The following is a 12,394-nucleotide window of genomic DNA, read 5'->3' on the forward strand; positions in this document are numbered from 1 at the left end:
GGGTTGCTCCTTTCGCTATGTCGTTCGTGCAAGGAACTGCAGCATCTTGGCGCTCACCGCGTCGGCGAACGCGTCGTCGTTTATGTTGTTGTCGAGCTCGTGGACCTCGACGCCCGCGCCGGTATGCTTCTTGATGGCGTCGAAGAGCGACCGGTCGGCCTCTGGCCACCAGAACTCCTTGCCAGGCGCGTCCAGCATCGAGACACCCCGTAGCGGCAGAAAGATGGCCGCCGGTCCGGCAGACCGGCTGACCTTCTCAGCGATGATGCGCCCCAACTCGGCGTTTTCCTCAGGGGAGGTGCGCATCAGCGTCACGTTTGGATTCCAGTGGTAGAAGCGACGGTCCCTGAACTTCTCAGGCACCGTCTCGGGCGCCCAGAAGTTGGCCATGTCCACGCATCCGGGCACGACCACCTGCGGAATGCCCTTCTTGGGCGCCGCGTCCATCCGCGTGGGGCCCGCCGTTAGGACTCCGCCCACCAGCTCGTCGGCCCACTCGGTGGGCGTAATGTCGAGCACCCCGGTGATGTATCCGTCGTCTATCAGGCTTTCCATCGTCTGGCCACCTGTCCCCGTGGCGTGGAACACGAGCACCTCGAACCCGTTCTCTTCCATGATGCCGCGGCAACGGTTGACTATCGGAGTCGTGTTGCCGAACATCGAGGCGGCCAGGAGCGGCTTTTCTCGGATTGCGGGCGTCGGCGTCTCGACCATTCCCACGATTGCACCGGCGGCATTGGCGTATATCCGCGCGCTGATTCTGTTGACACCGGCAACGTCCACCACCGAAGGCACCATTACGACATCTTTGGTCCCGACGTAGGGCTTCGTGTCCCCGGAAGCCAGCGTGCTGACCATCACCTTCGGGACGCCCACAGGCAGCGCGCGCATCGCGGAGGTCCCGATGATCGTCCCGGCCGATCCCCCCATCGCGAGCACCCCGTCTATCCTTCCAGCGTCGTACAGCTCCTTCACGACCGCCGCAACGCCGCGTGTCATGACTTCCATCGCGTACCCACGGTCGGCCTTTGCCTGCAGCTCCTCGACCGTCGATCCGCCGGCTTCTGCCACACGCTCTCGCGGCACATCCGCGGGGAACGCCGGCATCCCTACCACGCTTGTGTCTATGACGACGACTGCGTGGCCCCGCCGCTCGACCTCCTGCTTTACGAAGGCGAACTCGGGCCCCTTCGTGTCCAGTGCGCCCACGATTGCGATCCGCTTTCCCATCGCTCGCTCCCTTCGGCTACGGTCTAGATCCCAAGATGCTGCCGCCTTGCCTCGGTGTCGACCGCGAACTCCTTCCCCGTGGCGTGGTGAACGATGCGGCCGGCGGTCAGCACGTACACCCGGTCGGCGAGCACATCCGCGATCCTCTGCTGCTGCTCGACGAGCAGCAGGGCAGTCCCCATCTCTCTGAGCCGCCGCAACGTTGCGATGAGGTGCTGGACAACCAGCGGGGCGAGACCCTCGGAGGGCTCATCGAGCAACAGCAGGGCGGGATTCGTGACCAACGCGCGGCCGATGGCCAGCATCTGCTGCTCGCCTCCGCTCAGCCGTGTCCCTGGCAGTTTCCTCCTCCGGGCGATCTCGGGGAAGAGGTCGTAGACCGCGTCAGGAGTCCACGCCGTGCCGTCGGCTCCCTTGCGGAAGGTGAGTCTCAGGTGCTCGTCGACCGACAGAGACGGGAAGAGACGGCGGCCCTGAGGGACGTACCCGATGCCCAGGGACGCCGCCTGGTGCGAGTGCAGCCCGTCGATCCGGCGGCCCCTGAACGTGATGAGGCCGTGAGAGGCGGGCGGGGTCATGCGCAGTATCGAGCGCAAGAGGGTTGTCTTCCCCATGCCGTTGCGCCCAACAACCGCGACGCACTCGTGCCCCGCCGCGAGCGACACGTCCTGGAGCACATGGCTCGTACCGTAGAAGGCATTCAGACGGACGACTTCGAGCAGGTATTCACCCATGGTTGACCCACTCGCCCATGTAGACTTCCTGGACGCGGGCGTCCGCACGCACCACATCGGGCGCGCCATCCGCGATCACCCGCCCGTTGTGCAGCACGGTCACGCGGTCGGCAAGCCCGAGCACCACATCCATGTCGTGTTCCACGAGCAGCAGTGTCACTGAACGGTCGAGGCTCCCGAGGAAGCGCATCATGCGCTGGCGCTCAGAAGGCGCCAGTCCCGCGACCGGCTCGTCGAGCATCAGCAGCCTCGGGCGGGCGGCAAGCGCAACGCCGATCTCGAGCTGGCGCTGCTCGCCGTGCCCCAGGGCGTCGACCTTCGCCGAGATCCTTTCACCCAGTCCGACGAACTCTGCCACTTCTCGCGCCCTGTCGAGGCGCGCCGAGTTACGGCGCCAGGGCTTGAGGACATTGGTGGATACGCTCCCGCCAGAGGCAAGAAACAGGTTCTCTTCCACGGTGAGGTCCAGGAAGAGATTGGTGACCTGGTACGTCCTGCCGATGCCCAGCCGGGCCCTCTGCTGAACGCTCAGGTGGGTGACGTCTTCTCCAAACAGCGACACGCGGCCATGATCTGGTGGTATCTCGCCCGTGATCGAGTTGAAGAGAGTCGTCTTTCCGGCACCGTTTGGGCCAATGAGGCCCCGGCGCTCACCGGCGGGGATGGAGAGGCTCACATCATCGAGGGCAGTAATGCCTCCGAAGGTCTTGGTGAGCCTCTCCGCTCGCAGAGCTTCCGGCGATCGGTGGTCCATGGTGCGCGTTCTACTTGTGCCAACCCGAATCCGCCATGGTGCCTACCTTCCGCGAAGCCGAGGGAGTCTCGCGAGCACCGCCGCGCAGTCACTCGGCGGGAAATCACGCGAGTCCGGAGGCGCCGCAATGTAGGCCTCCGGGTCGAACGGGCCGAACTGGGAAACATCCTTGAAGGTCGCGATGACGGTGTTAGCCAGGATGTTCCCGATGCGCTGGACCTTCCGGATGTAGATGTTCTGAACCGGGTTGCCGTACTCGTCCAGATAGAATGGGCCGCGTGGAGCGTCCGGCATCCTGGTCGCGCGCAGCGCCTTGATGAACGCGTCGCGGTCCTCGATCCTTCCACCGACAGCCGCGATAGCGCGAAGCACCATCTTGGCCCCGACATAGCCGTGCTCGGCTGAGGTTGGAGGGATCTCATTCCACCGCTTCATGTAGGCGTCCCGGAACCTCAGGAAGGCCGGGGTCTTGAGCGTCTCCGCGTACTGTATTGCCGACAGCGAGCCAATTGCGCTGTCGCCGAGCTCCTGGAGTGTGATGGGCTCGTAGGCGTTGGACGCGCCGAGCAGAACGTACTTGTCAAGGAGGCCGAAGTCGCGGAACTGCTTGTAGAATGCCACCATGTCCGTCCCAGCGCCGTCGTACATGACCGCGTCCACGTCGCGCGGCATCGCTGCTATGATTGAGCTGTAGTCACGCGTCCCGACAGGGTGCCAGATCTTGACAACCTCCTTGCCGCCGGCCATGCAGAAACCCCGGATGAAGCCCCCGAGCTGGTTCCACGGGAACGAGTAGTCCTGTCCAATGGAGACGATGCGGCGGTACCCGAAGGTCCGGGCCACGTACTGGCCAAACGGGAACATCGGCTGAGCACCGCTCCAACCCGCGCGCACCACATTGTGCGCGCGCAGCCGCATTGTGATGTCCTCAGGGGCGGAGTAGCCGATTACCACTGGCAGGCCGGTGCCCCTCGCCCAGTCCACCATGGCCAGGCCCTCTCCACCGCAGGTGGGTCCCACGACGGTATCCACCCTGTCACGCTCGTGGACCGCCCGCACCTTGGTCATCATTATGTCCGCGGTGCACTGGGTGTCCTCGATGAAGGTGCGAATGCGGCGCCCGGCCGCCATGTAGTTGGCCTCTTCAAAAGCGAGAATGGAGCCCCTGATCTGCGGCTCGCCGAAGGCCGTGAACACGCCCGTGCGTGCCCCGAGCAGCCCCACGCGTATCTCGCGGGCCTGTCCCAGGGACTGCAGGGCGCCAATGGGGGAAAGGACCATGACAACGGCAATTGCGGCTACTGCTGTCCAGGTAACCGCCCTGGTCCAGGGCCTGAAGCTGCTCACCCTTCCTTTCATCGCTGTTCGACCTCCTCTCTTGATTCTCCCCGCTGAGACGTACCCCACAACGGCGGAGCGGATCTTGACCAGCCTGTACTGCCTTGCTCTACCCCGTGCCGCTTGCCTGACCCCTGCAATGGCCCCCGGCGGCCATTGACCCGCTGCGACTCCGGCGGCTGGCTGACGCCCTCTAGGCTCTCCGCCCTGGGACGGCCCGCCCTCTTCTGCGTCCGCACTCCATGTAGCCGGCTGGAGCGCGCTCCGGATGCCTCTCTTCTCCGGGCTCGACGCCGGTCAGCGCGCTTGCCAGGCTCCGCCCCACAATCGCTGCGGCTTCTTCCAGTTGCGGCTCGTCGAGGCCCGCAAAGCACAGCCGCATTGCGTATGGATCGCCTCCGCTCGGCCAGAAGGCCGGGCCTGCCACGAAGTCGACCCCCTTCGCCGAGGTGCTCTTCAGCAGGTCGGCGGCCTGCACGGGGGCGGGGAGCCGCGCCCACACGAACAACCCGCCCTCAGGTCTGCGAGCCATCAGGCGGCCGCGAGCGTGCCGCGCGAGCGAGGCCAGGAGCAAGTCTCGCTTCGACCGGAGGCGCTGGCACGCCCGCCGGAGATGTGGCTCAAGCAGGTTCTCCTCAAGCAGCCGCGCCATCGCCCACTGCGGGAGGCTGCTGACGTGCAGCCCGCCCCCGGCCTTGGCAACGGCTGCCTGACGTATGACGCCGGGCGGTCCCGCGATCCATCCGACGCGGACCCCGGGGAAGACCAGCTTCGAGAAGGTGCCCACATGTATGACACCTCCCCATGTGTCGAGCGCCTTCAGGCGTGGAAGCCGCGCACCTTCGTAGCGGAGCTCCCAGTAGGGATCGTCTTCCACAATCGGTACCGCGCGGCGGGCGGCGGCTTCGATGAGCAGATGCCTCCGCTCGAGCGATAGAGAAACACTGCTCGGGTTCTGGAATGTCGGGATTACGTAGATCAGCTTCGGCCTCGTGTAGGCCAGCACGGATTCAAGAGCCTCCAGATCCAAGCCGTCACCGTCAGTCGGCACGCAGATGATGCGCGCGCCAACACCCTGGAAGGCCTGGATGGCACCGCGATACGTGGGCCCTTCGGTAACCACAGTATCGCCTGGGTCAACCAGGATTGACGCCAGGATACTCAGCGCCTGCCGCGCCCCTGCGGTGATGAGGATCTCCTGTGGCCGGACGTCGGCGCCTCCCGCATGCAGGTGAGCGGCCAGTGCAGCGCGCAGCGCGGGAATCCCCTGCGGGGGGCCCGGCTCGAAGGCTCGTGCGCCCTCGCGCTCAAGGACCAGGTCGAACATCTGCCTGAAGGTGCCGATTATGGACGGATCGGCCGCGACCTTACCCGAGGCCAGGCTGAGCCTGCCCGCCTGTTCTGTGTTCACCTCACCCATGAACGGGCGCGTTACCCTGCTGATTGATGCGGAGAACTGCGGCTGCCACGAGGGGTTGGGCACCGCGCGGTCGAGGGGAAGGGCCGCGAATGTGCCCCGCCCCACGCGGCTGCGCACCCATCCACGGCGCTCAAGCTCGCGATAGGCCTGAACCGCTGTGTTCCTGCTGACACCGACCAGTTCCGCGAGCGCTCTCTGCGGAGGTAGCCGTTCGCCGATGGCAATGCGGCCGTGCCCGATTCGGTGCTCGATCTCGGACGCTATCTGGAGGTACAGGGGGGTCTGCGACGATGAATCGATGCGGAACCCCGCGAGCCACGTCCCCACCGGGCCTTCCGGCATCAACCTCGTCAGCGCCGATCTGTTCATGTGGCCCCCTGGGCGCGCGCAGCCCTTGTGCGGCCGTTTCTCTGCGAGAGGCCAGTGACAGAGTAGGTGCGCAGCGATGATCCGTAAAGTACCAGGGGCGAATTGGTTCTCTCGCGTCCGTCACGCACACAGATACTACCCGGGCTCCTTTCCGCGTTCCTGCTTCGGACGGCAAGATCTCTGTGCGGCGCGGAGCACACAGCAGGCCCCGCAGCGCGGAGCTGTGGGGCCTGGTCGCTGAAGGGTCGGGGGTGGAAACCGGCACGACGTCCTCCGGCACCGTTGGACCAGAGGGGACACCCCCGACCCGAGCCTTCGCCTGCACACTTCAGCCACTCGCAGCCAAGAATCCTCCCATACATTCCGCCGGCCTCCGCGGGCCAGCCAACTTCAGTGCCCGGGTGCCCGGGTGGTTCAATCCAAGTGAAGTTCTGTGGCCTCCTGGAAGGAACTTCACCAACCTGTGTCGAACACAGCATCACTTCGGGCATCCAGCTTCATACGCACCCCTCGCGCCATACTCCGCTGCGGCCTGCCCGGTGGGACGCTCAAGGAGGAGGACCACATGCGCAAGATCATCGCCCTTGCCTTCGCGATCTCGCTTGTAGTGGCGGCAACCTCCGTCCAGCCCGTACCGATGTCCACCGCCGGTCACGGTGACGGCGAGCTGCTGAACGGTGGCTGGGCCGGTCACGGTGACGGCGAGCTGCTGAACGGTGGCTGGGCCGGTCACGGTGACGGCGAGCTGCTGAACGGTGGCTAGCCGAAGCCACAAGCGGAGGGAAGACCGTGACGCTTGGTGAGAAGGTCCGCCAGGCCCGCAAGAGCCGTGGCCTGACTCAGCGACGGCTGGCAGCGGGCGACCTATCCGAGAGCTTCATCAGCATGCTCGAGCACGACAAGGTTCGCCCTTCACTCGAGACGCTGCGGGTGCTAGCCGGCCGGTTGAACGTGCCGCTTGCAGATCTGCTCGATGCCGACCCCCCCCCGCGCAAGAAGGTGGCCCTGAAACTCGAACTCGGTACATCGCTGTTGCGGAAACACAGCTTCACCGAAGCCCTGGAAGCATTCCAGGAGGCGGAACGGGCTTCGGCTCCGGATCCCGGGTTGGAGATCGCCTTCCGCATCCAGATGGGGTTGGGCCAGGCGCTCACGGGTCTGAGGCAGTTTGAGCTGGCCGAACTCCACCTGGAGCGCGGGCGTGCTATCGCGGGTGCGCTCGGGCGGCCGGATCTCGTCGCGCGCGTGGCAAGCGCCACTGGGTTCCTTTCCCTCCGGCAGCGCGACTACCCGGCCGCCCGAGATGCGTTCTCCCGGGCCTTGAGCGCGATCCGCTCAGTCGTCCCTGTAGACGTTGAGTTCGAGGGCAGGCAACTGGCCAACCTCGGTCGGACCTACTCGGAACTCGGCCTACCCGCTCAGGCCCTTGACTGCTACCAGGCAGCCCTCGAACGGCTCGAGCCGCTGGGTGATGTGGGCGCGATGGGACTGCTCCACTTCAACCTCGGCGTCGCCTACGAGCGGCAGCAAGCCTTTGATCTGGCCCATGACCACCTGGCGCGGGCCGCCCTGTTGTTCGAAGCCCAGGAGAACCTCCATCTGCTGGGCACGGTCAAGCGCAGCCTGGGCATCCTGCTGGTGAGCCGCGGACGCCTCGGTGAGGGAACAGAGGCGCTCGAGCAGAGTCTTACCCTTGCCGCGCGCCTGGCCGACGACGCCGGACGGGCGCAGACGCTGACCGAGCTCGCCCGGGCCGCCATGCTGCGCGGAGATCTCGCGGAGGCGCGTGGCCAGGCAGAAGAGGCGATCCGCCTTTCAGTGAAGCTCCAGGATCCTTCAGAGGCGGCGCGGGCCGAGGCAGTGGTGGCAGCGGTCTGCCATCGTGAGGGCCGTCTCGACGAAGCCGCCCACAGGTACGCCTTCGCGCTGGAGCAGTTCGAGCGTCTCCAAGCAGCGGGAGAGATCGCCCGGATCAGCCGTGACTACGCCTTCCTCGCGCTCGAGCGCGGGGAGGAGGGAAGCGCGGCCAGGCTCTTCGCCCGGGCGTTCCGCGCCCAGGAGGCCGCTCTCGCCGCAAGTTAGACTACCAGCACCCGGCCGGCTTCGGAGGTGGGCGCGATGCCCGACCATGGGGATGAGGCAGGCCCGCCGCGCGGCCAGCGTGTGGATCTCGTCTTCGAGGGCGGAGGGGTCAAGGGGATCGGGCTGGTCGGTGCCCTATCGGTCCTCGAGGAGCGCGGCTTCGTGCCCCAGAACGTGGCCGGGACCTCCGCCGGCGCCCTCGTTGCTGTCCTGCACGCAGCCGGGTACTCTGCCTCGGAGCTGCGCGAGATCATTCTGAAGCTTGACCTGCGCAGGTTCTTGGATGCCGCCTGGGAAGATCGCATACCCGTCGTCGGGATGCCGCTCAGCATCCTGCTGGACCAGGGGATCTACGAGGGTGACGCATTCCTCGCGTTTGTGCGCGGCCTGCTGGAGGCGAAGCGCGTGCGTACGTTCTCCGATCTGATCCACCCCGAGTTTGCGGATCAGCCACGATACCGGTACCGGGCTCAGGTGATCGTTTCAGACCTGACCGAACGCCGCCTGCTGGTGCTACCCCGGGACGCGCAGAGGCTCGGCGTGCGCCCGGATGACCTCGACGTGGCGCTGTCGGTTCGGATGAGCATGAGCATTCCCATCTTCTTTGAACCGGTGCGGTTTCGGCACGCGCGTACCGGGCGGGTGCACTTGATAGTCGACGGCGGGATGCTGTCCAACTTCCCGGTCTGGTTGTTCGACACCGAGGATGAGCCACCGTGGCCCACCTTCGGACTGTTGCTGGTCGAGCCCGATCCGAGGACCCCGGTGTCCGAACGCCTGCCCAGGCCCGAGGAGGCCCGCGGTCCGGCCCGCAGGGTGGTTGACTACCTCAAGAGCATCGTTCTGACCATGCTGGAAGCCCACGATCGCCTCTACGTCGAGAGCGCCGACTTTGCGCGCACGATCCCGATACCAACGCTCGGCATCGGAGGCACGGAGTTCCACCTGCCGCGCCACCAGGCCATGGCCCTGTACGAGTCCGGCCGGATCGCGTCCGAACGGTTCCTTTCGTCCTGGGACTTCGAGGGGTACGTCGCCGAGTTCAGGCAGGGCAAGGACCAGTCGCGCCGGAGGGAGATCGCAGGCCGGATTCGACGGGCACGGACGCTACGGCCTCGAGGGGAGTCCTGATGCCGCGAATCGTGCCCGACGCGTGGATGCCCGAGTGCCGCATGCAGCGCATCATCACCCACTGGACCGGCGGAGCGCACCACGCCGGCTCAGAGGACCGGGAACACTACCATGTCCTGATCGAGTCCGACGGACGTCTGGTGCGCGGCGACCACGCAATATCGGACAACGTGAGCACGGCCGGCGACGACTACGCCCGGCACACCCGGATGATGAACGCGGGAAGCATCGGCATCGCGGCATGCGGCATGGCCGGCGCCATGCAACGACCGTTCCGGGCCGGAAGGTACCCGATGAACGCTGGCCAGTACGAGGTGATGGCAGCGGTGGTAGCCGATCTCTGCGAGCGGTACCGCATACCGGTGGCTCCCCGCACTGTGCTGGGGCACGGCGAGGTCGAGTCCGCGCTCGGCGTGCCGCAGGGAGGCAAGTGGGATCCCATGGTGCTGCCATGGGATCCGCAGAGGTCCACGGTCGAAGTGGGCGAGGCATTTCGCGCGAGGGTTGTGCAAAGCATGGGTGGCGCCGCGCGAAGGGAGCGGCTACTTCCGGTGCTCGTGGTCGTGGACGGCCGCACGGTCTCGGACGAGGGACTGCTCAAGGGCGGGTCTGCATGGTGCCCCCTGCGACCGCTGGCCGACCTCTTGGGCTGGGCGATCCTCCGTATTGACGGTCGGGACGCCACCCTGCGCACCGAGGTTGGGGACTGCGATCTGGCCGCGAATGTGCGGGGCGACCGCGGCTACGTGAAGATCTCCGAGTTGTGTGCCCGGTTGGGATGGCCGGCTCCTGTCTGGGACGCTGCCACGCGCACGGTCCGCGTGCACTCATTCAAGGGAGAGAGGGGGTCGCGATGAGCGATCAAGAACAGCGGGAGATGGTGGCGGGTTTGGCGCGGAGCGTGGTGGAGGTCATCGCGCCCCAGGAACTGCCCGGCTTTTCTGCCTGTCAGGAGGCGTTCTTCGCGGATGCCGCGGGCTCCCTGGAGGATCGGACCCGTGAGGCCGCGCTGCGCGCGTCTGGCACGGCCGGGGGAGCCGCGGTGGTTTCCCCGGTCGCGCTGGCAGTGGCCAGCGAGGTCGTGGCGTTCATACTGAACGAGATCAAGAAGACGCTCAGACAGGAAGCGGCGAGCGCAATCAGCGCGTTCGTCAAACGGTGGTTGGCCAGGTTGCGATCCGCGGGTCGGACCGGTGAGCCGGGCGTCCAGGGAGGACCTGGGGAGGAGCGGTCGGAGCCGGACGCGCCGCCCGAGCTCAGTTCCGGCCAGATCGCGCAGATCTACGTGCTGGCCGTCGAGACCGCCCGCCAGTTCCGCCTGTCCACATACGAGGCCGCCCGCATGGCCGACGTCACGGTCCGGAGTCTGGCCGCGGGAGAGCCGTAGCCGAAACCGCTACCTGCGCGACCGCGCCGCCATTCGCGCTGCGGCTTCGAGCCTGCGCCGGGACTGCCGGATGTCACCTGCCCGCGCGAGCGCCTCGCCGAGACCCTCCAGCGCCCGGGCCGTCAGGTCATCGTGCCGGGCAGACCTGCGTGATTGGCCAAGCGCCCTTCTGAACGCCGCGGTCGCCTCGGGTACATCATGCCTTCTAAGGGCAAGCAGGCCTTCAGCCAGGATCTTCCGAATGGCGATGCGGGGGTCGGCCAGGACTGATGGTTCTGGAATCCGCTCAAGCGCGCCCGCCGCCCGGTCGTTGGCCCCCGACTCGATCTCAACCTCTGCCAGGAGCAGACAGGCCTCTGCGCGGCGTCGGTGCCACCCGTGGGCCGTGGCGATCTCGATGCTGAGCTCGATCGCGCGGCGCGCGGCATCGGTGCCGCCGGCCTTCCGCGCCTCCTGTGCCCATGCCAGCAGGCCTTCCACAGCTGCCAGATGCTGATCGGCGACGCTGCCTGCCATGCTGGACAGCGCCATCTCCAGCCTGCGGCCCAGGTAGCGCAGGGTATCCATGGAGGGGTCCGCGTGCCCGCTTTCCATCTGGCTGATGAAGCTCTTGGTGTAGACATCGCCGGCCAGGTGTGTCTGGGTCATCCCGATCTCGCGTCTGCGCTCGCGGATCCGTCCTCCGATCGGAACATCCTCGGGTGATGCGTGGCGCCGTGATGGATGACGTCCCATCCGATGGTCTCCCTGCGCGGGTGGGGATACTTCACCCCACCTTGTTTGCTCCCCAATAGAGTAGTCGCTTTCCACTGGCGTGGCTACACCGATCTTCGCGCGCCTTGACACACCATGGTCCGTCTGTTATACGGTGGCCAACACCGCGCAGGGGGAGGCACAGTGAAACCCAGTTCCTGGAAGGGAATCATCGCGGCGTACCAGGAGTTCCTGCCGCCCGTGGCCACACCGGTCACGCTGCACGAAGGCAACACGCCCCTGGTTCCCTCATCGTGGCTGGAAGGGCGCCTGGGGCGCCGCGTGTGGCTCAAGATGGAAGGCAGCAACCCAACGTGCTCGTTCAAGGACCGCGGCATGACCGTCGCCGTGAGCCGGGCCGCGGAGGAGGGCGCCCGTGGAGTGATCTGCGCTTCCACCGGCAACACCGCGGCCTCGGCCGCCGCCTATGCCGCCCGGGCAGGGCTTTCGTGCGGCATTCTGCTGCCCGCCGGCGCGGTGGCTCGGGGGAAGCTTGTTCAGGCCGCGGCGCACGGCGCGCGCGTGATCGCGGTTGAGGGGGAGTTCGAGGAGATCCTCGGCATGGCGATGAAGCTGGCAGCGGAAGAGGGATACACGCTGGTCAACTCGCTCAACCCGCTTCGGCTCGAGGGACAGGCCACGGCATCGTACGAGATCTGCGATGCATTGGGCCGCGCGCCTGCGGCCGTGGTTCTTCCGGTGGGGAACGGCGGCAACATCACCGCGTATTGGATGGGGTTCCTCCGCTACCATGCGGCGGGGCGGATCAACTCGCGCCCCTGGATGATAGGAGTGCAGGCCGAGGGTGCCAACCCCCTGGTGCGGGGCTCGCCCGTGGCCCGTCCCGAGACCGTGGCGTCGGCGATCCGCATCGGCCGTCCGGCAGGATGGAAGGGTGCGGTCGAGGCCGTGGAGGCCTCGGGGGGCCGGTTCCTGCAGGTGAGCGATGCCGAGATCCTCGCGGCCCAGCGGGCGCTCGCGGAGGAAGGGGTTTTCGTCGAGCCCGCCTCGGCCGCCGCTGCCGCGGGCGCCCTGCATCTTCCCGAGGCCGGGTTTCCCGACGGCGACCTTGTGTGCGTGCTGACGGGCCACGGCCTGAAGGACCCCGACGCCGTGCGAATGTTGGAGCCGAAGCGGGTGCCGCTATCGCCGGGAGGATTGCGGGCCGCGCTCGCGTAGCCCTGTGGCGAGGAGGG

General features: G+C 66.8%; 12 protein-coding genes. 6 read left to right on the plus strand and 6 right to left on the minus strand.

Features of this window, described 5'->3' with window-relative positions; all coding sequences use genetic code 11:
• Window positions 1–15: 15 nt before the first annotated feature.
• The 5 genes from FJX73_06210 to FJX73_06230 form a co-directional block, all read right to left on the minus strand.
• Entirely contained in the window at window positions 16–1,230 is a 1,215-nt protein-coding gene (locus FJX73_06210) for a UPF0261 family protein (protein MBM3470368.1), read from the minus strand.
• A gap of 23 nt (window positions 1,231–1,253) precedes the next feature.
• Entirely contained in the window at window positions 1,254–1,964 is a 711-nt protein-coding gene (locus tag FJX73_06215; GenBank protein MBM3470369.1) for an ABC transporter ATP-binding protein, read from the minus strand.
• Complete coding sequence (locus FJX73_06220; GenBank protein ID MBM3470370.1) at window positions 1,957–2,718, minus strand: ABC transporter ATP-binding protein; 762 nt, start codon at window positions 2,716–2,718, stop codon at window positions 1,957–1,959. Before FJX73_06220 ends, FJX73_06215 begins: the two co-directional genes overlap by 8 nt.
• Window positions 2,719–2,760: 42 nt before the next feature.
• Window positions 2,761–4,077: a hypothetical protein gene (locus tag FJX73_06225; GenBank protein MBM3470371.1), complete on the minus strand. Its 1,317-nt coding sequence runs from the start codon at window positions 4,075–4,077 to the stop codon at window positions 2,761–2,763.
• 172 nt (window positions 4,078–4,249) lie between these two features.
• Entirely contained in the window at window positions 4,250–5,845 is a 1,596-nt protein-coding gene (locus FJX73_06230) for a PLP-dependent aminotransferase family protein (protein ID MBM3470372.1), read from the minus strand.
• A gap of 565 nt (window positions 5,846–6,410) precedes the next feature.
• On the opposite strand from FJX73_06230, the gene FJX73_06235 reads away from it, so the two are divergent.
• Genes FJX73_06235 through FJX73_06255 form a run of 5 tightly spaced genes read left to right on the plus strand, consistent with a single transcriptional unit; the run spans window position 6,411 to window position 10,445 of the window.
• A complete protein-coding gene (locus FJX73_06235; protein MBM3470373.1) occupies window positions 6,411–6,608 on the plus strand; it encodes a hypothetical protein in 198 nt (65 codons plus the stop codon).
• A 26-nt stretch (window positions 6,609–6,634) separates the two neighbouring features.
• On the plus strand, window positions 6,635–7,927 hold the full coding sequence (locus tag FJX73_06240; GenBank protein ID MBM3470374.1) for a tetratricopeptide repeat protein: 1,293 nt from the start codon (window positions 6,635–6,637) through the stop codon (window positions 7,925–7,927).
• Between the two features lie 36 nt (window positions 7,928–7,963).
• Window positions 7,964–9,058, plus strand: coding sequence for a patatin-like phospholipase family protein (locus FJX73_06245; GenBank protein ID MBM3470375.1), 1,095 nt, complete (start codon window positions 7,964–7,966; stop codon window positions 9,056–9,058).
• Window positions 9,058–9,915 carry an N-acetylmuramoyl-L-alanine amidase gene (locus FJX73_06250; protein MBM3470376.1) on the plus strand — a complete coding sequence of 286 codons (858 nt, stop codon included), beginning with the start codon at window positions 9,058–9,060 and terminating at the stop codon, window positions 9,913–9,915. Before FJX73_06245 ends, FJX73_06250 begins: the two co-directional genes overlap by 1 nt.
• On the plus strand, window positions 9,912–10,445 hold the full coding sequence (locus FJX73_06255) for a hypothetical protein (protein ID MBM3470377.1): 534 nt from the start codon (window positions 9,912–9,914) through the stop codon (window positions 10,443–10,445). The genes FJX73_06250 and FJX73_06255 overlap by 4 nt, the downstream gene beginning before the upstream one ends.
• Before the next feature lie 9 nt (window positions 10,446–10,454).
• Here the strand turns inward: FJX73_06255 and FJX73_06260 are convergent, their stop codons facing one another.
• Window positions 10,455–11,180: a helix-turn-helix transcriptional regulator gene (locus tag FJX73_06260; protein MBM3470378.1), complete on the minus strand. Its 726-nt coding sequence runs from the start codon at window positions 11,178–11,180 to the stop codon at window positions 10,455–10,457.
• A 114-nt stretch (window positions 11,181–11,294) separates the two neighbouring features.
• Here FJX73_06260 and FJX73_06265 point away from each other — a divergent pair, with 114 nt between their 5' ends.
• Window positions 11,295–12,377: a threonine synthase gene (locus FJX73_06265; GenBank protein ID MBM3470379.1), complete on the plus strand. Its 1,083-nt coding sequence runs from the start codon at window positions 11,295–11,297 to the stop codon at window positions 12,375–12,377.
• The last annotated feature ends 17 nt before the right edge of the window (window positions 12,378–12,394 follow it).

The organism is Armatimonadota bacterium (genome assembly GCA_016869025.1).
Classification (GTDB): domain Bacteria; phylum Sysuimicrobiota; class Sysuimicrobiia; order Sysuimicrobiales; family Humicultoraceae; genus VGFA01.

Excerpts from the sequence above, each read along its gene's own strand:
- FJX73_06210 (MBM3470368.1), bottom strand. The coding sequence starts at position 1,230 with ATGGGAAAGCGGATCGCAATCGTGGGCGCACTGGACACGAAGGGGCCC.
- FJX73_06220 (MBM3470370.1), bottom strand. The coding sequence starts at position 2,718 with ATGGACCACCGATCGCCGGAAGCTCTGCGAGCGGAGAGGCTCACCAAG.
- FJX73_06265 (MBM3470379.1), top strand. The coding sequence starts at position 11,295 with ATGGTCCGTCTGTTATACGGTGGCCAACACCGCGCAGGGGGAGGCACA.
- FJX73_06250 (MBM3470376.1), top strand. The coding sequence starts at position 9,058 with ATGCCGCGAATCGTGCCCGACGCGTGGATGCCCGAGTGCCGCATGCAG.
- FJX73_06235 (MBM3470373.1), top strand. The coding sequence starts at position 6,411 with ATGCGCAAGATCATCGCCCTTGCCTTCGCGATCTCGCTTGTAGTGGCG.
- FJX73_06255 (MBM3470377.1), top strand. The coding sequence starts at position 9,912 with ATGAGCGATCAAGAACAGCGGGAGATGGTGGCGGGTTTGGCGCGGAGC.
- FJX73_06225 (MBM3470371.1), bottom strand. The coding sequence starts at position 4,077 with ATGAAAGGAAGGGTGAGCAGCTTCAGGCCCTGGACCAGGGCGGTTACC.
- FJX73_06260 (MBM3470378.1), bottom strand. The coding sequence starts at position 11,180 with ATGGGACGTCATCCATCACGGCGCCACGCATCACCCGAGGATGTTCCG.
- FJX73_06245 (MBM3470375.1), top strand. The coding sequence starts at position 7,964 with ATGCCCGACCATGGGGATGAGGCAGGCCCGCCGCGCGGCCAGCGTGTG.
- FJX73_06215 (MBM3470369.1), bottom strand. The coding sequence starts at position 1,964 with ATGGGTGAATACCTGCTCGAAGTCGTCCGTCTGAATGCCTTCTACGGT.
- FJX73_06230 (MBM3470372.1), bottom strand. The coding sequence starts at position 5,845 with ATGAACAGATCGGCGCTGACGAGGTTGATGCCGGAAGGCCCGGTGGGG.